The 18,830-nt window shown below is 49.0% G+C and carries 19 protein-coding genes; 9 read left to right on the top strand and 10 right to left on the bottom strand.

Annotated features, from left to right (window positions below):
* Nucleotides 1-552: 552 nt before the first annotated feature.
* The 4 genes from rpsT to mutM all read right to left on the bottom strand — a co-directional run bounded on the left by rpsT (nt 553) and on the right by mutM (nt 3,134).
* Nucleotides 553-816 carry a 30S ribosomal protein S20 gene (gene rpsT, locus ICL80_RS18055; protein WP_194214103.1) on the bottom strand — a complete coding sequence of 88 codons (264 nt, stop codon included), beginning with the start codon at nt 814-816 and terminating at the stop codon, nt 553-555.
* 207 nt (nt 817-1,023) lie between these two features.
* The gene (locus tag ICL80_RS18050) at nt 1,024-1,800 is read right to left on the bottom strand and encodes an enoyl-CoA hydratase (protein ID WP_194214102.1); all 777 of its coding nucleotides are present in this window, start codon (nt 1,798-1,800) and stop codon (nt 1,024-1,026) included.
* Nucleotides 1,801-1,905: 105 nt separating this feature from the next.
* Entirely contained in the window at nt 1,906-2,265 is a 360-nt protein-coding gene (locus tag ICL80_RS18045; protein WP_194214101.1) for a hypothetical protein, read from the bottom strand.
* Between the two features lie 35 nt (nt 2,266-2,300).
* A complete protein-coding gene (gene mutM / locus ICL80_RS18040; protein WP_194214100.1) occupies nt 2,301-3,134 on the bottom strand; it encodes a bifunctional DNA-formamidopyrimidine glycosylase/DNA-(apurinic or apyrimidinic site) lyase in 834 nt (277 codons plus the stop codon).
* A 105-nt stretch (nt 3,135-3,239) separates the two neighbouring features.
* On the opposite strand from mutM, the gene ubiE reads away from it, so the two are divergent.
* The 6 genes from ubiE (at nt 3,240) to ICL80_RS18010 (ending at nt 8,763) form a co-directional block, all read left to right on the top strand.
* The gene (ubiE, locus tag ICL80_RS18035) at nt 3,240-4,010 is read left to right on the top strand and encodes a bifunctional demethylmenaquinone methyltransferase/2-methoxy-6-polyprenyl-1,4-benzoquinol methylase UbiE (protein ID WP_228073677.1); all 771 of its coding nucleotides are present in this window, start codon (nt 3,240-3,242) and stop codon (nt 4,008-4,010) included.
* A gap of 9 nt (nt 4,011-4,019) precedes the next feature.
* Nucleotides 4,020-5,546, top strand: a complete 1,527-nt coding sequence (gene ubiB, locus ICL80_RS18030) for a 2-polyprenylphenol 6-hydroxylase (protein ID WP_194214099.1) — start codon at nt 4,020-4,022, stop codon at nt 5,544-5,546.
* Nucleotides 5,547-5,630: 84 nt separating this feature from the next.
* Complete coding sequence (coaBC, locus tag ICL80_RS18025) at nt 5,631-6,833, top strand: bifunctional phosphopantothenoylcysteine decarboxylase/phosphopantothenate--cysteine ligase CoaBC (RefSeq protein ID WP_194214098.1); 1,203 nt, start codon at nt 5,631-5,633, stop codon at nt 6,831-6,833.
* A gap of 4 nt (nt 6,834-6,837) precedes the next feature.
* Nucleotides 6,838-7,299 (top strand): dUTP diphosphatase, encoded by a 462-nt coding sequence (gene dut, locus ICL80_RS18020; RefSeq protein ID WP_194214097.1) that lies wholly within the window; start codon nt 6,838-6,840, stop codon nt 7,297-7,299.
* A gap of 284 nt (nt 7,300-7,583) precedes the next feature.
* Nucleotides 7,584-8,351, top strand: coding sequence for a HesA/MoeB/ThiF family protein (locus tag ICL80_RS18015; protein ID WP_194214096.1), 768 nt, complete (start codon nt 7,584-7,586; stop codon nt 8,349-8,351).
* Nucleotides 8,344-8,763: a DsrE family protein gene (locus ICL80_RS18010; RefSeq protein WP_194214095.1), complete on the top strand. Its 420-nt coding sequence runs from the start codon at nt 8,344-8,346 to the stop codon at nt 8,761-8,763. Before ICL80_RS18015 ends, ICL80_RS18010 begins: the two co-directional genes overlap by 8 nt.
* Before the next feature lie 16 nt (nt 8,764-8,779).
* Here the strand turns inward: ICL80_RS18010 and ICL80_RS18005 are convergent, their stop codons facing one another.
* Nucleotides 8,780-9,634, bottom strand: coding sequence for a prephenate dehydratase (locus ICL80_RS18005; RefSeq protein ID WP_194214094.1), 855 nt, complete (start codon nt 9,632-9,634; stop codon nt 8,780-8,782).
* Between the two features lie 284 nt (nt 9,635-9,918).
* Here ICL80_RS18005 and ICL80_RS18000 point away from each other — a divergent pair, with 284 nt between their 5' ends.
* On the top strand, nt 9,919-10,515 hold the full coding sequence (locus tag ICL80_RS18000) for a c-type cytochrome (protein ID WP_194214093.1): 597 nt from the start codon (nt 9,919-9,921) through the stop codon (nt 10,513-10,515).
* Nucleotides 10,516-10,566: 51 nt separating this feature from the next.
* Here the strand turns inward: ICL80_RS18000 and ICL80_RS17995 are convergent, their stop codons facing one another.
* The 5 genes from ICL80_RS17995 to aceB form a co-directional block, all read right to left on the bottom strand.
* Nucleotides 10,567-11,412, bottom strand: coding sequence for an NlpC/P60 family protein (locus ICL80_RS17995; RefSeq protein ID WP_194214092.1), 846 nt, complete (start codon nt 11,410-11,412; stop codon nt 10,567-10,569).
* Nucleotides 11,413-11,430: 18 nt separating this feature from the next.
* Nucleotides 11,431-11,805, bottom strand: coding sequence for a MarR family transcriptional regulator (locus ICL80_RS17990; RefSeq protein ID WP_228073676.1), 375 nt, complete (start codon nt 11,803-11,805; stop codon nt 11,431-11,433).
* A 62-nt stretch (nt 11,806-11,867) separates the two neighbouring features.
* Nucleotides 11,868-13,277, bottom strand: coding sequence for a leucyl aminopeptidase family protein (locus ICL80_RS17985; protein ID WP_228073675.1), 1,410 nt, complete (start codon nt 13,275-13,277; stop codon nt 11,868-11,870).
* Between the two features lie 30 nt (nt 13,278-13,307).
* Nucleotides 13,308-13,628 (bottom strand): 2Fe-2S iron-sulfur cluster-binding protein, encoded by a 321-nt coding sequence (locus ICL80_RS17980; protein ID WP_194214091.1) that lies wholly within the window; start codon nt 13,626-13,628, stop codon nt 13,308-13,310.
* 352 nt (nt 13,629-13,980) lie between these two features.
* Nucleotides 13,981-15,591, bottom strand: a complete 1,611-nt coding sequence (gene aceB / locus ICL80_RS17975) for a malate synthase A (protein WP_194214090.1) — start codon at nt 15,589-15,591, stop codon at nt 13,981-13,983.
* A 211-nt stretch (nt 15,592-15,802) separates the two neighbouring features.
* On the opposite strand from aceB, the gene ICL80_RS17970 reads away from it, so the two are divergent.
* A complete protein-coding gene (locus ICL80_RS17970; protein ID WP_380082851.1) occupies nt 15,803-17,239 on the top strand; it encodes a helix-turn-helix domain-containing protein in 1,437 nt (478 codons plus the stop codon).
* Nucleotides 17,240-17,421: 182 nt separating this feature from the next.
* A complete protein-coding gene (locus ICL80_RS17965) occupies nt 17,422-18,816 on the top strand; it encodes an L-serine ammonia-lyase (RefSeq protein ID WP_194214089.1) in 1,395 nt (464 codons plus the stop codon).
* The last annotated feature ends 14 nt before the right edge of the window (nt 18,817-18,830 follow it).

Genomic DNA, 18,830 nt, shown 5'->3' with positions numbered 1-18,830 from the left:
GCTCCCTCTTTCCCCCATTGTATTCAATTCCTACTCACGTTTCCATCACCGGTTTAGGTGTCAGCATTTTATATCAATCAAAGTATCAGCAAAAAGGCTGCACTTATTTTGTTGCCACGCAATATAGGGCGATTTGCCAGTATCATGCGCTCCCTACAGCACAAAAGACCAGCGGCACGCTGTAATAGCGCCTGCGGCATTGTTTTTTTCAAAGGCAATGGTGTAGTTCAGAATTAGTTTTCTGAATTACGGCCGAACAGCTCCCACAGAGGGGATGGCTGGTTGTCCGGAACACCCCGTTACCACTGTCTGAAAGATACATCCGGGGCTGATGGGCGGCAACTGAATCTATTGCTTGACAGTAAATTAGATGATTCGCCTATGGGTTAAAACTTGGTCGTCTACAATATCTTGATTCAGGGAAAAATTGATGAATTTACTGTCCCTGCTTTGTTCTTTTGTTAGGCATCAAAAATAAAAAAAGCCGCACGAATCTGTGCAGCTTTAGATAGTCACTCTTCTTTAAAAGCGAATCGGTAGTTAGATCAGCTCTTAAGCGAGGGCTTTAACCCGACCAGCTAGACGCGAAACTTTGCGTGAAGCAGTTTTTTTGTGGAGAACACCTTTGCTAACGCCGCGCATGATTTCTGGCTGTGCGTTTTGCAGGGCAGTCGCTGCAGCAGACTGGTCGCCAGTTGCTAGAGCTTCTTCAACTTTACGAATGAATGTACGAATCCGGCTAACGCGTGATTTGTTAATAGCTGCACGACGATCATTGCGGCGGATACGTTTTGTGGCCTGTGGTGAGTTTGCCATATTCTTACTTTACCTTCATCGGGAAGCACTGCAATCGGTTGGACCTTGGTCCTTACTCGGCGCGCTTGCCTGTTTCTGTTTCCTATATTCGCGGCAGCCAAAATGCCTATGCCGCAAAAGTTTCATAATTCGAGGTGCGGTCTATACCGCTCAATGGCGCGAACGTCAAGGGGCAAAAAGGCCGGATTTCCGGCCTTTCATTCAGGCTTAGCTGTTTTTGAACTGCGGTTGCCGTTTTTCTATAAAGGCGTTCATGCCTTCTTTCTGGTCATTCGTGGCAAAAAGTGAGTGGAAAACCCGGCGCTCAAAGATCAAACCTTCAGTTAACGTGGTCTCTAGCGCGCGGTTTGTGGCTTCTTTCGCAAGTATAACAGAAGGGAGTGACAGATGAGCGATGCCCCGTGCAATTTCTGTAACATGCTCAATCAGGTCTTCTGTTGGTACGATTCGGCTTACAAGGCCAGCTCGTTCAGCCTCTGCTGCATCCATCATTCGGCCTGTTAAAATCATGTCCATCGCTTTGGATTTTCCGATGATTCGTGTCAAGCGCTGGCTGCCGCCCATGCCGGGAATAACACCAAGTTTAATCTCGGGCTGACCAAACTTGGCACTTTCAGCAGCAATAATAAAATCACATGCCATTGCAAGCTCACAGCCACCACCAAGTGCATAGCCAGAAACCGCAGCAATAACGGGCTTATGGATTGCAGCAAACACAGCATTTATGGCAGCGAATTTGTCTTCTTTAAGAACCTCAGCAAAGCTTTGCTCTGCCATTTCCTTAATATCTGCCCCAGCGGCGAAAGCTTTTTCACTACCAGTTATGACAATTGCGCCAACGTCATCATCTTTATCGAGAGATAAAAGCGCTTCCCCAACTTCGCTCAAAAGCGCAGCGTTGAGCGCATTCAGAGCCTCTGGCCGGTTCAGGGTGATAAAAGCAACCCCTTCTTGCTTGTCGAGCAGGATTGTTTCAAAAGTCATATGTTAGCCTTCTTTTTGGTCCAGTCGTTCGATGGACTCCTACTGGGCATTTTGGTTTTTGCAAAGACTTTTTATAATGGTGCTGGGTGCAGGCCCTATATCTGGTTATTCTACTGGCTCTAGTCGCAAGATCATGATGCCCTCGGAGGCATCTGGGTCATCGTCTAGAAAAACCAGCCGGTCATTTTCCCGTTCACATGTCAGGCTTAGGGGGCCGCGTGCACAGTCCCAGCCAAAAGTAACCAGTTCTTTTGAATAGGTATTTAGCACTTGTTTTGCTGGTATTTTCGCCCGAATCACTGTTTCTGCTACAGTGCCACTTGGGGTGTCGAATATTACCCTATCATCTGCTTGCTCGCTTAGGCCGTCAAGAAGGGGCACATCTGGGAATCCCTCTAAAAAGACCTGATCTGCCGACCAAGCAGAGGTGGTGATAAAGAAAAGTGCCAATAATAGGTTCCGCATAGTATTCCTTATGTCAGGGCGTCCGTTATTCAGGTTTAGTGCTGACAGGTTGGGCAATAAAAGGTTGACCTGTTAGACTGTATAATACGCATGATAGTACCGCCACATCCTTCTTTATAGCACTTTGTGCCTTCGCGGTCATAGGCCTGAAATGAATGCTGGAAATATCCTAGCTCACCGTTTGCCTGTGTATAATCCTTGAGGGATGATCCACCTGCTTCGATTGCTTTGGTTAAAACATCTCTGATAATAGGCACTAAGGCCTCTATTTCAGCGCTGGTTAGGTGCCCGGCTTGTTTTTCTGGGTGAATGCCAGCTCGCCACAGCGCTTCACAGACATAAATATTTCCAAGCCCGGCTACACTGCGTTGATCAAGCAAGGCGGCCTTTATTGGCGATTTTTTGCCCGAGAAGGCAGTTTTTAGTACATTAGAATTGAAGCTGTTCCCAAGCGGTTCTGGGCCAATATTGATTAAAAGCGGATGTGTTTCGACTGCATCCGCTGTGGTAAAGGTCCATAATCCGAATCGGCGGGGGTCAGTATAGAGGATATGATCGCCGTTTTCAGTAATAAGGCTGATATGATCGTGTTTGCCGATGGTATCTGGCTCCGTACCTTTATATATGGTCACGCGACCAGACATGCCAAGGTGTACAATAACAACAAGCCTATCTTCGCAGTCGATCAAAATATACTTTGAACGCCGCCGCAAGCCAGTAATACGGTTGCCCTCAAGCCTTTTTGTGAAGTCATTTGGGATCGGGAACCGCAGGTTTGCACGTCGGGCGACAGCCGTACGGATCGTGGCACCTTCAAGGACAGGCAGTAGTCCTCGCCTAACGGTTTCAACTTCGGGAAGTTCGGGCATAGTGTCGCGATTACTTTCTTGTTATTAAACATACTGGCATGCTGATGGCTGGTCGGCTATGGTCCGGCCATGGTAGCAAGTGAGATGACAAGGTAACAGGCATTAATGTCAAGCATGAATGAAGAAAACCAAGCCGATACAGCAACAACCCATTTCGGGTTTAAGACTGTAAAGGAAAGTGACAAAGCCACCATGGTGCGGGGTGTGTTTAACTCTGTGGCTGACCGGTATGACCTCATGAACGATGTGATGAGCGCGGGGGTTCATAGGCTTTGGAAAGATTCGTTTATTGATGAACTGAATCCGCGTGCCCAGATGCATTTGCTAGATGTTGCAGGTGGTACAGGCGATATTGCTTTTCGGTTTCTGGATACAGCAAAACAAGGCACTGTCACGGTTTGCGATATTAACGCTGAAATGCTGCGTGTGGGTAAGGCGCGCGCTTTAACTCAGGGGTATGCAGATAGGGCAGAGTTTGTGTGCGGCGATGCCATGAAGCTGCCGGTAAGCGACCGGTCAGTTGATGCTTATACAATTGCATTTGGCATTAGGAATGTAACCCGTTTTGAAGAGGCTTTATCAGAAGCTTACCGCGTGCTGAAACCAGGTGGCCGTTTCCAGTGTCTTGAGTTCAGCCCTGAAGTGGTGCCTTTACTGCAAAAAGCCTATGATAGTTATAGCTTTACTATAATTCCCAAAATGGGCGGGTGGATTACAAAAGATTATGACAGCTATCAGTATTTGGTGGAGTCGATTCGTAAATTTCCGCCGCCAGCAAAATTTAAAGCCATGATTGACGCTGCCGGTTTTGAAAGAACGGGCTTTAGAACCATGAGTGCAGGTGTTGTTGCTGTGCATTATGGTACACGAATTTAGGATTGCAGTGTGCGGGTTCTTTATTATCTTTTAAAACTATATGCGCTTGCTGTGTGCCTTAGGCGGTACGGTGCTATTCGGGCATTGGCATCCATTGACGGTATGCCTGATTGGCCGCCGCGTGCGCTTCGTATTTTTACTTTTTATATCCCGCGCCGGCGCGGCTTGCCTGTTGCTGAAGGGGAACGCCTTGCTCTTGCCCTTGCAGCTATGGGGCCAGCCTATATAAAACTTGGCCAAACGCTCGCAACGCGGCCAGACCTTGTGGGCAGGCCAATTGCTGAAGGTTTGACGACGCTGCAAGATCGTTTGCCACCGTTTTCTTTTAAAAAAGTGAAGGCAACAATAGAGCAGGATCTGGGCGGCAAACTGCAAGACCATTTTAGTGCCTTTGACGAAACTGCGGTAGCGGCGGCTTCTATTGCACAGGTGCACAAGGCTGTTACCGTTTGTGGTCAAGATGTAGCTGTAAAGGTGCTGCGCCCTGATGTGAAAGCACGGTTTAAGCGCGATCTCGCGCTTTTTGAATGGCTGGCACAGATGGCTGTGCAACACAGTGTTGAGGCTCGTCGCCTTAGGCTGGTGCAGGTTGTCGCAAAAATACGCGAGACTGTTTTGCGGGAAATGGACCTGCGGCTTGAGGCGGCATCCGCCGCAGAACTGGCTGCCAACATGGCTGGCGAAAGCGGGTACAGGCTGCCTGCTATACACTGGGACCAAACATCAGAGCGGGTTTTAACCCTTGAATGGGTAACGGGTATCCGCCTTTCAGACAGGGAGGCCCTTGTCGCCGCCGGGCATAACCTGCCAGCGCTCGGTGAAAAGATAGTACAGGTTTTTTTGAAGCAAGCGCTTCATGATGGTTATTTCCATGCTGATCTGCATCAAGGAAACCTAATAATAGAGGCAAACGGCACTATTGCCGCCATAGATTACGGTATTATGGGCCGTCTGTCTAAGCGCGAGCGCCGCTTTTTGGCTGAAATTCTATACGGCTTTATCAAGCGGGATTACAGGCGCGTTGCAGAGGTGCACTTTGATGCGGGGTACGTGCCCGAGGGGGAAAGCCTTGAAGAATTTACGCAAGCCATGCGCTCGATTGCAGACCCAATCCTAGATTTGCCAATTGAGCAGATATCAGCAGGTAAACTTTTAGCCCAGCTCTTTGCGACAACAGAACGCTTTAACATGCAAACACAGCCGCAGTTGCTGGTTCTACAGCGGTCAATGGTGATGGCAGAGGGCATGGCCCTGCATCTTAATGCGCAGGCTAATATGTGGGCTATAAGCGAACCGGTGCTTGAGCTTTGGATTCGTGAAAACCTGTCACCAGAAGTGCGGCTGGCAGAATTTATTACTAATATTCCTCGTTATATGGAACGCTTGCCCTTGCTTGTTGAGCGCTTTTTGCAGGACAGAGAACCGAGAAACGCTGAACATAACCCTGTTGTACTTGTGCCGCGCGCAGCAAGGCTTTGGCCGTTTGCATTAGGTCTTATAACGGGGGTAGCCATCATCAAAATACTGATGCTGTAACGTCAAAAAAAATTGATCATGACAGTATGATTGCAGCAAGCCTCAAAGCACCCTATATGAAGGGGGTAAGGTGAAAGGCGTTTTATGCTGACAGGTAAACGTATATTACTGATTATAGGTGGTGGGATTGCGGCTTATAAGTCGCTTGATTTGGCACGGCGCCTAATGGAGCGCGGTGCAACTGTGCGCGGTGTGCTAACGGCTGGCGGGCAGGAATTTATAACGCCGCTTAGTGTGGCAAGCTTAACCGGCGATCAATGTTACACAGACCTTTTTTCCCTGAAAGATGAAGCCGAGATGGGCCATATTCGCCTGTCACGCGAGGCTGATCTTATTTTGATCGCGCCAGCAACAGCAGACCTTATGGCAAAAATGGTGGCCGGGCTTGCCAACGACTTGGCAACCACAATTTTACTGGCGTCAGACAAGCCGGTGATGGTGGCGCCTGCTATGAATGCGCAGATGTGGGCGCACCCCGCAACAAAACGCAACATGGCCACGCTCAAGAAAGACGGTGTTAGCTTTATTGAACCGGGTAGCGGCATGCTTGCATGCGGTGAGGTTGGCCCAGGCAGGCTTGCTGAGGTGCCAGATATGGTTGAGGCTGTGATAGATTTTTTCCATGCTGATATCCAGCCACTAACCGGCAAGCATATTGTGGTAACGGCAGGCCCAACCCATGAACCGATTGACCCGGTGCGCTATATTGCTAACAGATCAAGCGGCACGCAGGGTTTTGCAATTGCCGGGGCGCTTGCCTCGCTCGGTGCAAAGGTTACACTTGTAGCGGGGCCTGTTGCCCTTGAAACGCCTGTGGGTGTGAACCGCATTGATGTGGAAACTGCCCTAGAAATGCAGGGTGCTGTAGAGGCAGCACTACCCGCTGATGTCGCGGTGTGCGTTGCAGCTGTTGCAGATTGGCGCGCTGATTGTGATCACGGCCAAAAACTAAAGAAATCAAAAGGTGGCTTGCCTGACCTGAAATTAACAGAGAACCCAGATATTTTGGCCGGGCTTTCAAAGCATATTGAAAAGCGCCCAACTCTTGTTGTTGGATTTGCAGCAGAAACTGAAAATGTGATCGACTATGCTGCGGCCAAACGCGAGCGCAAAGGCTGCGATATTATTGTGGCAAATGATGTGTCTCACGCTACAGGTATTATGGGCGGCCATGAAAACGAAGTGCATATTATATCTGATAAGGGCGTGGAAAGCTGGCCCAAGTTGAGCAAAACAGAAGTGGCTGTAAAGCTTGCCCTTAAAATTGCTGAATATTTAGGAAAATAAATTTATGACAAATACCGTTACCATTGAAGTGAAACGCCTGCCGCACGGCGAAGGCTTGCCCCTGCCAAAGTACGAAACATCTGATAGCGCAGGGATGGACCTGTACGCAGCACTTGCAGACGGTGAAAGGGTAACACTTGGCCCGCTTCAGCGCGCGATGATCCCCACAGGCCTTGCAATGGCTTTGCCGCACCGGCATGAAGCGCAGATCAGGCCGCGTTCCGGCCTTGCTGCCAAAAACGGTATTACCTGCCTTAATACACCCGGTACGATTGATGCGGACTATAGGGGAGAAGTGAAAGTAATTCTGGTGAACCTTTCGAATGACCCCTTCACCATTGAGCGCGGCATGCGGATTGCCCAAATGGTAATTGCGCCAGTAACGCAGGGCACGTGGGCAGAAGTTTCCGAATTGGGTGCGACCGAGCGCGGTGAAGGCGGTTTTGGTTCAACGGGTACCCGTTGATGAATGCTGCTGCTATATGGTCATGTATAAAATGGCTCTTTATAGCGGCTGTAGCTAATATGTTGATCTTGCCGTGTGTTATGTTGTTGGGACAGTTAATAGGTTACTATGACATTGTAACTGTTGTTGGTATGTTAATTTCTGCCCCTATAGCAATGGTTTTGGTTTATACGCAAAACGCCATATCTGGATGGGCGTCATTGGTCATTAATCTACCATTTAATTTTTTCTATACACTGTATTTAGTATGCGCCATTTATCAGCGATGTTTATAGGATAACAAATTGGAATTTACTGACGAACAGCTAGAACGCTATGCCCGCCACATTATACTGAAGGAAGTAGGGGGCGAGGGGCAAAAGGCGCTGCTTGATGCCCGTGTGCTGGTTGTGGGCGCTGGGGGCCTTGGTTCACCGTTACTGCTTTATCTGGCGGCCGCTGGCGTTGGTAATCTTGGTATTATTGATAATGATACGGTGGAGCTTTCAAACCTGCAGCGGCAGGTGATTCACACTACACCAGATGTTGGTAAAGCAAAGGTCCGCAGCGCGGCAGAGAAAATCACAGCACTAAACCCAGATGTAAAACTAGACCTTTATGAAGAACGCTTAACGTCAGAGAATGCTGCCAAGATAATTGGCGCATATGACATTGTGGCGGATGGCACTGATAATTTCAAAACCCGGCATCTTGTTTCTGACACCTGTGTTGCCTTAAATAAAACCCTGGTTTCAGCAGCGCTTGGGCCTTACGAGGGCCAACTGGCTACTTTTAAGCCGCATGCAAGCATGGGCTTGCCGTGTTATCGCTGTTTCCTGCCTGTGGAGCCTGATCCAGACGAACAGCGCACTTGTTCTGATTTTGGCATCCTTGGCGCGGTGGCGGGGGTTATGGGTAGCTTGCAGGCACTTGAGATTTTAAAGGAAATTACCGGTGTGGGCGAAGGCCTTGCCGGCAAAATGTTGATGGTGGATGCTTTCACCATGACAATGCGGAAAATTGGTCTGCCAAAAGATCAGGGCTGCCCGTCATGTGGAGGTTCGCATGGCTAAAGCCGTACCGAAGCACCCGATGACATTGCTGGTGATCAGCCCGCTTGCAGACCGCATACATATGGCGCTGATGATGGGAGCAACGGCGGCAGCTGTTGGGCGACCGGTTACTTTCTTTTTCTCTAAAGGCGCGATCAGGTTTTTGGTGCAAGATGGCTGGGCAGGCCTTGTTACAACTGAAGGCACCCCAGCACCAGACGTGGATGCCGTGCAGGAAGCAAAGGGCATTGCTGATTCGTCTCTCTTGATGGAGGCACTGCCATCCCTGAATGTGCGCTTTGTTGCCTGTGAAACAGCGCTACGTGAGCACGATATAGATGTCGCTAGCCTAATTACCCGGCCTGCTGTTGAAATCAGCGGACTTGCAGATGTTCTGGAAAAGGGTTCAGGCGGCGACTGGCTTACATTTTAAAGCCAGTCGTAGGCATTTAGCCGCGTTGGCGCTCTTGCTCGTATGTACCTAGAATATTGACATGCTTGGTATGAAAGCGCAGTTCTTCCATCGCGCGGGCGACATTTTCCATGCTTTCATGACCAACAATGTCAGCATAAAACTCTGTCGCAGTGAAACTATCTGATTCGTAATAGCTTTCCAGCTTGGTCATGTTCACCATGTTGGTTGCGAAACCACCTAGGGCCTTATAAAGCGCTGCGGGTACGTTCTTCACTTCAAAAGTGAAGCTGGTCATGAGTGGGCCTTTTAAAGTAGCAACATCTACTGGCTCACGGGAAAGCACAACAAATCGGGTGGTGTTGTTGCCTTCATCCTGAAAATCTTCCTGAATAATTTTCAGGTCGTAAACCTCTGCCGCAAGTTTGCTGGCGAGCGCTGCAAGAGAGGTATCGCCTTTTTCTGCAACATAGTGAGCAGCACCGGCTGTGTCGGCAAATGTTTCACGTGCGAACCCAGCAGCGCGGATATTATGACGACACTGATCTAGCGCTTGTATGTGGCTGGTCACTGTTTTTATAGTGTCGAGGCTTGATTGCTCTGTGCCCATTAGGCAGTGTCGCACTGATTCGAAGTGCTCACCGATGATATAAAGGCCACTACCGGGTAATAAAATGTGGATATCAGCCACGCGGCCTGCTGTTGAGTTTTCAATCGGAATCATAGCTAGTCGGGCGTTACCATCTTGTACAGCAGCAAGGGCATCTTCAAAGCTTTGGCAGGGTAAAACCTCCATATTTGGGAACTTTGCAATGGCTGCCATATGGGAATAGGCGCCCGGTTCCCCCTGAAAAGCTATTATATTATCTGTATTTTTTGCAGTTGCTGTCATTATGGGTCCAATCGTTCATCGTTACCGCAAACTTGTGCCTATTTGGTGCATTCAAGTCAACGCGGGATAGGTCATAATATGGACTGCGCCAATGTGTCACGGTAAAAAAGTGTGCTTTTTTAGCTAAAGATGTGAAAAAGCTGTAAAACACAGCTTGAAAAATGGGCGCATCAGCGGCTATTGTCGCGCCGAACTGGCTTGCCTGTCTGGTCACGTCTGTCAGGATATCGGCAGATAGGTAGCTGAATGGTATATTGGCGCTCGCCTACCAAGGAGAAGAGCCTGTGGATTCCTTCGAGTGGAATAAAGTTTTCGCAGCGGTTATTGCTTCTGCGTTACTAATTATGGTGATTACAACAATTTCTGAAAATCTTTTTCATGAAGAAGAAGGTGTTAAGCCTGCTTTTACTATTGAAGTAGCAGAGGCAGGCGGAGAGGCGGAAGCCACCCCTGAAGAAGCTGGACCAAGCCTTGCTGAATTGTTGGCAACGGCTGATGTTGCCAAAGGTGAGAGGCAGTTTGCGAAATGCAAATCTTGTCACACCGTTGAAAAAGGCGGTGCAAATGGTACAGGGCCAAACCTTTACGGTGTTATTGGCCGTGCTGTTGCAAGCCATGAAGGCGCAAAATATTCATCTGCCTTGCAAGAGGTTGGTGGCTCATGGACATATGAACTTATCGATCACTGGCTAGCTAATCCTAAATCCGTTGCCAAAGGCACAACAATGGGCTTTGCGGGCATTAGGAAAGATGATCAGCGCGCAGACCTGATTGCGTACCTAGCGTCGATGGCTGATACACATGTACCTTTCCCTGCTGTTGAGGCATCTGCCGCACCAGAAGCGGAAGCACCAGCAGATGATGCAAGCTCTGGCCGCTAAGTCGTAAGAAATTTAATATTGATAAGACGGCGGGGTAATACCCGCCGTTTTTCATTCTGATAGGCGTTTGTAGCCTGAGAAGGGGGGCTTGTCGGTTTGGGCGGCAACCCACGATGTAACATCAGCTACTGTGTCGATGGTAACAGCCATGTGGGTTGCGTTGGCATGAAGCAGGTGGATACCGTCTATCATCCAGCCTACATGCCCGGGGAAAAAAGCGAGATCGCCGCGCGCAGGGGCTTCGTCCTTACTCAAAGGGCGGCCAAGGCTTCTAAATTGAGGGCCGCTATCTCGGTGGATACGCTTGCCGCTGGCTGCGAGTGCGATTTGCACAAGGCCGGAACAATCAATTCCCATATAGCTACGACCACCCCAAAGGTACGGTGTTGCAATAAAACTTTCTGCTGCGGCAAGCGGATCAATGGCTTCTGTACCGATAGGGTACAGGTGTTTTGCGAAAACCCAGCCGCCCCCCAGAAGGGGCATAAAACCATTCTCGGGTTGCCCGGCTACTGTTACAAAGGCTCCCATAGGTAAAATATTTAGGGGCTGTGATTTTAGGTGTGCCAAAGTATAAATATGTGAAAGCGGTACTATGATTCGGTGCGTCGGTGCTGTTGGTGCTGTATTTACAAAAGCTGTATCTATCCAGCCGCTATATCCATCTATTATGGAGACAACCTTCTGCCAAGAACCCTTTGTTTCCGTGCAGTATAAAGGCTCGCCTAACAATACATAGGTGAGGGCCTGCGAATCAGTGTCGGGCGTTTCATGCAAGGGGGCGGTGGGCACTGAAACCTGTGCGGTAATAACCTGAGCATCCATGAGGTTATTTTGCTGTGCAATTTCGCTCTGCGGGTCATAGAGCGGTGGCAGACCAAAGTCTTTTTCATTCATGGCCTATGTCCATTGTGGCTACACGCTTTGTGGTACATCGGTTTCGTCCGGTGGAATGCTTTTATCAGCTGTCACTATTCGGTCTGAAAGCTCGCTCAGATAAACAGCGCCTTTCACCGTTCGCTGGACTAAAACACTGCGTTTGTCGGCATCATCGCGTTTTCGCTTTGTCAGGCCCATGCCGCCCAAAGTATCAAGAGCGCGGGTTATAACGGGCTTTGCCACATTCAGGCTAGCGGCTAAGCCGCGCACGGTGTGCGGCGGGTCAGTCATGTAAACAGAAAGAAGCACAGACATTTGCCTGCTGGTAAGGTCAGGGTCATGGGATCGTACACACTGCAAATGTGCCTCGCGCCACACTTTTAGCATGCGGGGGTTGGTTTTTTCCGCCATGTATCTGCTCCTTCACCCAAAACCTACTCATCGTTTAGCGGTAAAAGTGGCTTATTGAATGGTCAGGCGTCAAGAGACAAGAATTTTATTATTGCTTCAAAGCTTGCACGAATAGCTTGGACGGCGGCACCTTGTGGTCTGCCGGGCTGGTTTTCCAGTGTCCAGGCATACAGGTCAAAGTGTGCCCAAGGGGTGTCTGCTTCAATGAAACGCTGTAAATAGAGCGCTGCTGTTATTGAACCAGCCATGCCACCTTCGGAAATGTTCGACAGGTCAGCAACCGGGCTATTCAGTTTTTTATCATAAGGTGCCCAAAGTGGCATGCGCCATAAAGGATCGCCCTTCTCTGCAGCGGCAGCTTCAAGTGCTGCCCAAAATGGGTCGGTATTGGTATAGGTTGCGGGCAAATCTGCACCTAGGGCAACACGTGCGGCGCCGGTAAGTGTCGCAAAATCAAGCAAGAGGTCTGGTTTTTCTTCACAGGCAAAGGCGAGTGCATCACAAAGGATGATCCGGCCTTCAGCATCTGTGTTGCCAACTTCAACAAATAGGCCTTTACGCGTCGAAATAATATCCCCAGGGCGATAACTATTTGATGAGACAGCATTTTCAACAGCAGGAATAATAACGCGTAGGTCAACTTTAAGCCCGGCTTGCATGATCATGCGGGCAAGGCCAATAGCGTGTGCCGCGCCGCCCATGTCTTTTTTCATGAGCCGCATTCCAGAACCGGGCTTGAGATCCAATCCGCCGGTATCATAACAAACACCTTTGCCGACAAGGGTTAGCTTTGGTCCACCCTCAGTGCCCCAGCGCAGGTCTATCAGGCGTGGTTCGCGGCCAGTAGCTGCCGCGCGGCCAACGGCATGAACAGCTGGGAAATTTTCGTCGATAAGGTCGTCACCAACAAATGTGCCGCATGTGCCACCAAACTCTTCAGCAAGAGCTTCAACTGCATCTTGCAGATCGGCAGGGCCCATATCTTCGGTTGGTGTGTTAACAAGGTCGCGCACCAAGGCATATGTGTGGGCTTCTGCTTGAATGGCAGATGTATCTACCGACAGGGGCAGGGTAAGCTGTCGCTGCTTTACAACAGAGGCACTCGTAAAATAGCGATCAAATTTATAATGCACCATGCACCAGCCAAAAGCACCAGCGGCCAGAATGTCGTCTGTATATGTGTTGGTAATTTTATAGCTGCCAGCAGGTAATTTTTCGCATACAGCCGCCGCCCACCAAGGGTTGTTGGCAGTTGGCACAAGTGTGCCAAGCCCGGCGAGCATACGCCCTGTTTTCTGGTCGCCTGTGGGAAGCGGGCATATGGTACCCGCTTCGGCGGTGAAACCTGCAATCTTCACCCATTCCTGTTCAGTTTGCGAAAGCGACTGTAAGTCTGCTTCAGTTACAAACTCTAACGGAACAGCTACTGATGAATCGGTCTCAGAAACCAGTAGCGTGGTGAAGTCTGTCAAAATGTTTCTCCGTTTCAGGGGCGCAGAGTATTAAGCTTCAGGCGCGATTGTCACTTTCATGCCGCCCATGCTGTCATCAACTTCGATCTGGCATGAAAGACGTGATGTGCCAGCATGATAGTTTTCACTATCTTCAAGCAGATATTGCTCGTCTTCATCCATCTCGGTTAGCTTTTCATAGCTTTCTTCGTCAACAAATACATGACAGGTGCAGCAGCTACAGCAGCCACCACAGATTGCTGCCAGATCGTCAAAATCGTTATTGCGAATGTTTTCCATAAGCGACAGACCAACTTCTGCTTCAATTTCGCTGGTTTGGCCCGCAAGGTTTGTCACTGAAATCTTTACCATGTCTTATTCCGTCTTGTTGGTGGCTTTAAATGTGTTTGATAAGTGATAGCTTCATTGACCAAACACAAGAGAATGGCAAGAAAAAAGCGGTGATAATGGTGGATACGCAATATAATTTCACAATATGTGGCCTGTTTTCGTGCAATAAAGCTGCGGGGCGGCGAGGAGAAAAAAAGGCCGGATCAAATGATCCGGCCCTTGAGTACATCTGCTTATTAGGCAGATGTGAGGGACAAACTTTTACGCAGCAGTTTTGAACGGTGAAGCCGCTGTAGGCTAGCTCATAACTGCGGGAGATAAATTTCGTCAACAGCAACAGCACCAAAGTAGCCTGTCTTTGATGCTGGCTTTGCTATTTTATAAATTCGTATGCAGGCGTTGTTAGAAACTCAGTGAGTTCTTCCGCGAAGGCTAGTTCAAGAAACAGCTTCCCTGCTTCTGCAAGCCTACTGTTATCAAAAGTACTCTGGCCTAAGGATTCCTTCAATTTCACCATTTCATCATTGTAGAGAGTGCGGATCATATCTTCTGTAACAGTGCGGCCATCAGCAAGCTTTGCACCGTGCTTAAGCTGTTGCCAAATCTGTGTGCGGCTAATCTCTGCGGTGGCTGCATCTTCCATCAGGTTATAAAGCGGTACAGCACCACGGCCTTCAAGCCATGCCGCAGTATACTGAATGCCAACACGAATGTTTTCGCGTACGCCGTCTTCTGTTGCTTGGCCAGCGTGTGGTTTTAAGAGGTCTTCCTGCGTGATTGTCAGGTCTTCGCGCTTGCGGTGAATCTGATTGGCACTACTCATGACATTGTTGAAGGCTTCTTTGGCAATTTCTACCATACCCGGGTGTGCAACCCATGTACCGTCATGGCCATTTGATGCTTCACGGTCTTTATCAGCACGCACTTTATCATATGCGGCTTTGTTGGCGGCATCATCATTTTTAACCGGAATTTGAGCAGCCATACCACCCATGGCGTGTGCGCCGCGCTTATGGCATGTTTGAATAAGGAGCAAGGAGTAAGCTTTCAGAAAAGCTTCGCCCATGCCAACTTGTGCCCTGTCAGGCAGCAGATATTCAGCATGTTTGCCAATGCGCTTGATATAGCTGAAAATATAGTCCCAGCGGCCACAGTTTAGGCCAACGATATGGTCCTTAAGGGCAAAAAGAATTTCATCCATTTCAAAGGCAGCAGGCAGTGTTTCGATCAATACTGTTGTTTTGATTGTGCCGTGTGTAAGGCCTAGTGTTTTTTCTGTGTAAGTGAAAACATCATCCCACAGCTTTGCTTCTTCCATGCTTTCCATTTTAGGTAAGTAAAAGTAAGGGCCAGTACCTTTAGCAATGAGGGCCTTGGCATTATGGAAAATATACAGGCCAAAATCAAACAAGCCAGCTGATATGGGCTTGCCGCCGAGAAGAGCATGAGCCTCTGTCATGTGCCAGCCACGGGGGCGCACTTTTAGAACAGCTATTTTTGCATTCAGGCTATATTCTTTACCGCTTTTAGGGTCGGTATAGTCTAGTGTGCCTGCGGCATAGTCCATGCAGTTAATTTGGCCGTTTACCATGTTTGACCATGTCGGCGATGAAGCGTCTTCAAAGTCTGCCATAAATACGTTGGCGCCAGAGTTGAAAGCGTTAATCATCATTTTGCGGTCAACGGGGCCAGTAATTTCAACGCGGCGGTCCTGAAGATCATCTGGCGTACCCAGAATTGTCCAGTCGCTTTCGCGGATGTCTTTGGTGTCAGCACGGAAGTCAGGCAGTTCATTACCGTCGAGGCGCGCCTGACGGTCACTGCGGGCTTTGATTAGCGCCCGGCGGCGGTCACCAAACCGTTCTTCGAGATCAGCAACAAAAGCGATCGCGGCAGGCGTTAGAACCCGGTCAAACCCGGTCTCTATTGTGCCTGTTAGTTTGAGTGCGGCATGCGCTTTTTCTGTAAGTGCTGATGCGGACATTATGATGATCCTTTTTAAACTATCTATGCGGTTGGCCTTAAAGGGTAGCTGGCGCCTAGAAACGTACAACAATCCGTAATGTTTATGCAGGGTGTATTTCACAGAACCGGCCATTATAAAATAACTATTGATACAAAAAGTGTCTGATTGTATGCTTTTGTAAATGTCATAATGTTAATATGTAAATTTTGTAAATATTAGGAAAATGACCGTGGCAGACATGGTGGCAAAGAAAATATTTGCTGGCCCTCGCATAAGAAGGTTGCGTCGGGAGTGGGGCCTTTCACAGTCTCAAATGGCAGCGGAACTCGGCTTTTCGACAAGCTATTTAAATTTGGTTGAACGCAATCAACGCCCTGTTTCTGCACAGTTTTTACTGCGTCTTGCTGAAGTGTATGATGTTGAGCTGACGGCGTTTGCAGGAACAGATGAAGCACGTGCCTTTGCGGACTTATCTGAGATACTTGCAGACCCCATGTTCAAAGGTATTGGCCTGTCTCGGGCTGAAATGCAAGATATGGCAGATGCAGCGCCGCGTGCTGTTGAAGCCTTTTCATTGGTTTACAAATCATTACAACAGGCACGGCAAAGCGCCACTGAACTATCAACGCAGGTGGCGCAGCGTGAGGGGGGTGAATCCGATTCGTCCTTCCCGGTTGATGAGGTTCGTGATTTTATTCACGATCGTAAAAACTATTTCCCTGAACTTGATGAGGCTGCGGAATCCTTACATGAAGAGTTGGGCCTGCAGCGGGATGATGCCTTTATGGTGCTTTCCGGCAGGCTGGATGAAGAGCATGGTATTCGAGTGCGTATTATGCCGCATGAGGTTATGCCTGAAACGCTCAGGCACTTTGATTTACACAGGCGACAGCTTCTTGTGAATGAAATGCTCGATAATGGCACCCGAATATTTCAGTTGGCTTTACAAATCGCCCTTCTTGAGTTCAAGCCGATGATCCAGCGGGTTGGGGATGCGCATACATGGCAAACCGAAGAAGCTAGCCGTTTGGTTAGAATGAGTCTTGCCAATTATTTTGCAGGCGCTTTGCTGATGCCTTACCGGCGGTTTCTGTCTGACGCTAAAGCCTTGAAGTACGATATTGAGCACTTGGGGCGCAGATATGGCACAAGTTTTGAGCAAGTGTGCCACAGGCTTACTACCTTGCAGCGCCCTGGTGAGCGAGGGGTGTCTTTTTTCTTTATACGCATTGATAAAGCGGGCAATGTGTCAAAGCGGTTTTCTGCTGGCCGGTTTCATTTTTCACGTTTTGGCGGCACATGCCCTTTATGGCGAGTGCACGATACATTCTCGACACCGGGTAGAATTGACACACAGATTATTCAAATGCCGGATGATACACGTTATTTTTCTGTGGCGCGCACAGTGCGGCGTGTGGGTGCCCGTTACGGCCAGCCCGACCAGCAGCTTGCCATTGGTCTTGGGTGCGACATTGCTTATGCGCGGGAGCTTGTTTATTCAAAAGGTCATGACCTTGAAAATATTGACGCCACACCTGTTGGGCCGAATTGTAGGCTATGCGAGCGGCCATCCTGCCCACAGCGTGCAAACCCGCCCATAAATCGCAGCTTGATCTTAGATGATCGGTCACGTGGTGTTTCTGCATACAGGTTTAGTCTGGAATAGGATTTGCGCGCGCTTTCCTATGTGAGGGCATCACTTTGTACAGGCAGAGTATTTTGTCGATGCGGTTTTCACGTACTCGGCGGTCTTTATTCCTGATTTCATCGTATATTGTGGTTGATCTTATTTCAGATCAGCCATAGCGTGCGGCTCCAGCTAAACTAAACATACATAGGGCCAAAACCATGAGTACCAGCGTTCTTGATCTTTTTAATATCGGCATAGGGCCATCCAGTTCCCATACTGTTGGGCCACTGAAGGCCGCCCGCGAGTTTTTGGAAAAACTAAACAGTGCGGGTAATCTTGAAAAGATTGATCGGGTTGTTGCTAAACTCTATGGATCTCTTGGTGCTACAGGCCGTGGTCACGGGTCTGATACCGCTATTCTTTTGGGCTTTATGGGGACATGTCCGCGTACTGTTGATGTAGAAAAAATACCGGACATGATTAAGGAAATTCGTGCGGCTAAAGAGGTTATGTTGCTAGGTCGTCGCAAAGTAGCCTTCAATGAAGACGAAGATTTACAATTGTTGCCAAGAGAAAGGCTAAAGTTTCACCCAAACGGGATGGAGTTTTGGGCGTATGACAAAGAGGGCGTTGAACTATCGCGGGCTATTTATTTTTCTATAGGCGGCGGGTTTATTGTAAGCGAATCTGAAGCAAAAGCAGATCACTTCAAAACCGAGAAGGTTAAATTTAAATATCCTTTTAAAAGTGCAGAAGAGTTATTGGTTCAGTGTCGGGAAACAGGGTTGCCAATAAGCTCGATTATGCTGGCAAACGAAGCCTCTTACAGAGATGAAGCAGAGACAAGGGCCGGCTTGCTGGAAATTTGGGATGTGATGCAGCAGTGTGTTAAGCGTGGTTGCTCAAAAGGCGGTGTGATGCCTGGCCTTAATGTAAAGCGCCGTGCAGCACAGCTTTATGAGCAATTGTCATCACGCCCTGAAAAAGCATTATCAGACCCGTTAACAATTATGGACTGGGTTAATCTATATGCCCTTGCAGTAAATGAAGAAAACGCAGCAGGCGGCCGTGTTGTAACGGCGCCGACAAACGGCGCCGCAGGCATAGTGCCTTCTGTGCTGCATTATTATAGCCGCTTTGCGCCGGGTGCTACAGACGAAGGTGTTGTACGGTTTTTGCTTACGGCAGGTGCCGTGGGGCGACTTTTTAAAGAAAACGCCTCCATATCGGGTGCTGAAGTAGGGTGCCAAGGGGAAGTGGGCAGTGCTTGTTCGATGGCAGCCGCAGGCCTTACGGAAGTTCTGGGGGGTACACCAGAGCAAGTAGAAAATGCGGCCGAGATTGCGATGGAGCATAATCTTGGTTTAACATGTGACCCGATCGGTGGCTTAGTGCAAGTGCCGTGTATCGAACGAAATGCAATGGCGGCAGTGAAGGCCATTAACGCTTCCCGCCTTGCCCTGCGGGGGGACGGTAAACATTTTGTTAGCCTAGATAAAGTGATCAGAACCATGCGGATAACAGGGCGCGATATGCAATCTAAATACAAAGAAACGGCAAGAGGTGGCCTTGCTGTTACTGTCCCAATCCCGGCAACTGTGGTGGATTGTTGATGCAGCATGGTTGT

This window comes from Kordiimonas pumila (genome assembly GCF_015240255.1).
In the GTDB taxonomy this organism is placed as follows: domain Bacteria; phylum Pseudomonadota; class Alphaproteobacteria; order Sphingomonadales; family Kordiimonadaceae; genus Kordiimonas; species Kordiimonas pumila.
Note: the sequence above shows the minus strand (reverse complement) of the source record. Positions and strands in the feature narration are given on the sequence as shown.

What these genes read in the sequence shown, in the direction of transcription:
- rpsT (WP_194214103.1), bottom strand. Translation starts at nt 816, where the DNA reads ATGGCAAACTCACCACAGGCCACAAAACGTATCCGCCGCAATGATCGT.
- ICL80_RS18050 (WP_194214102.1), bottom strand. Translation starts at nt 1,800, where the DNA reads ATGACTTTTGAAACAATCCTGCTCGACAAGCAAGAAGGGGTTGCTTTT.
- ICL80_RS18045 (WP_194214101.1), bottom strand. Translation starts at nt 2,265, where the DNA reads ATGCGGAACCTATTATTGGCACTTTTCTTTATCACCACCTCTGCTTGG.
- mutM (WP_194214100.1), bottom strand. Translation starts at nt 3,134, where the DNA reads ATGCCCGAACTTCCCGAAGTTGAAACCGTTAGGCGAGGACTACTGCCT.
- ubiE (WP_228073677.1), top strand. Translation starts at nt 3,240, where the DNA reads ATGTCAAGCATGAATGAAGAAAACCAAGCCGATACAGCAACAACCCAT.
- coaBC (WP_194214098.1), top strand. Translation starts at nt 5,631, where the DNA reads ATGCTGACAGGTAAACGTATATTACTGATTATAGGTGGTGGGATTGCG.
- dut (WP_194214097.1), top strand. Translation starts at nt 6,838, where the DNA reads ATGACAAATACCGTTACCATTGAAGTGAAACGCCTGCCGCACGGCGAA.
- ICL80_RS18010 (WP_194214095.1), top strand. Translation starts at nt 8,344, where the DNA reads ATGGCTAAAGCCGTACCGAAGCACCCGATGACATTGCTGGTGATCAGC.
- ICL80_RS18005 (WP_194214094.1), bottom strand. Translation starts at nt 9,634, where the DNA reads ATGACAGCAACTGCAAAAAATACAGATAATATAATAGCTTTTCAGGGG.
- ICL80_RS17995 (WP_194214092.1), bottom strand. Translation starts at nt 11,412, where the DNA reads ATGAATGAAAAAGACTTTGGTCTGCCACCGCTCTATGACCCGCAGAGC.
- ICL80_RS17990 (WP_228073676.1), bottom strand. Translation starts at nt 11,805, where the DNA reads ATGGCGGAAAAAACCAACCCCCGCATGCTAAAAGTGTGGCGCGAGGCA.
- ICL80_RS17980 (WP_194214091.1), bottom strand. Translation starts at nt 13,628, where the DNA reads ATGGTAAAGATTTCAGTGACAAACCTTGCGGGCCAAACCAGCGAAATT.
- aceB (WP_194214090.1), bottom strand. Translation starts at nt 15,591, where the DNA reads ATGTCCGCATCAGCACTTACAGAAAAAGCGCATGCCGCACTCAAACTA.
- ICL80_RS17965 (WP_194214089.1), top strand. Translation starts at nt 17,422, where the DNA reads ATGAGTACCAGCGTTCTTGATCTTTTTAATATCGGCATAGGGCCATCC.